Source organism: Opacimonas viscosa (genome assembly GCF_024199005.1).
Classification (GTDB): domain Bacteria; phylum Pseudomonadota; class Gammaproteobacteria; order Enterobacterales; family Alteromonadaceae; genus Opacimonas; species Opacimonas viscosa.
Genome location: NZ_JANATA010000360.1, coordinates 1 through 227, shown reverse-complemented (window position 1 = coordinate 227; position 227 = coordinate 1). Strand labels below are relative to the sequence as shown.

1 protein-coding gene is annotated in these 227 nt (G+C 44.1%); it reads right to left on the bottom strand.

The window, feature by feature from the left end:
• Nucleotides 1-13: 13 nt before the first annotated feature.
• A partial coding sequence (locus tag NLF92_RS13920) for a hypothetical protein (RefSeq protein ID WP_254102873.1) occupies nt 14-227 on the bottom strand: 214 nt, incomplete at its 5' end.

Sequence of the window (227 nt, the reverse complement as noted above, 5' to 3'; positions counted from 1 at the left end):
AGACTGCTGCCGGTTACACAATCTTAAATTCGTCCAGATTGGCTATATCGTGACTACTTAAATACTGTTTTAGCTCAGACAGTTGCTCAGAAAAGTTCGTCCATTTATTTACCGAACGCGTGTGCGCAGCTTCTCTCACTTGCAACGTACTCGCACTTGCACTTGCCTTCGGGTTTAGGTGAAAATCAAGACACGCCGAATCAAACTCCAACCCCAAATCTTCTAAT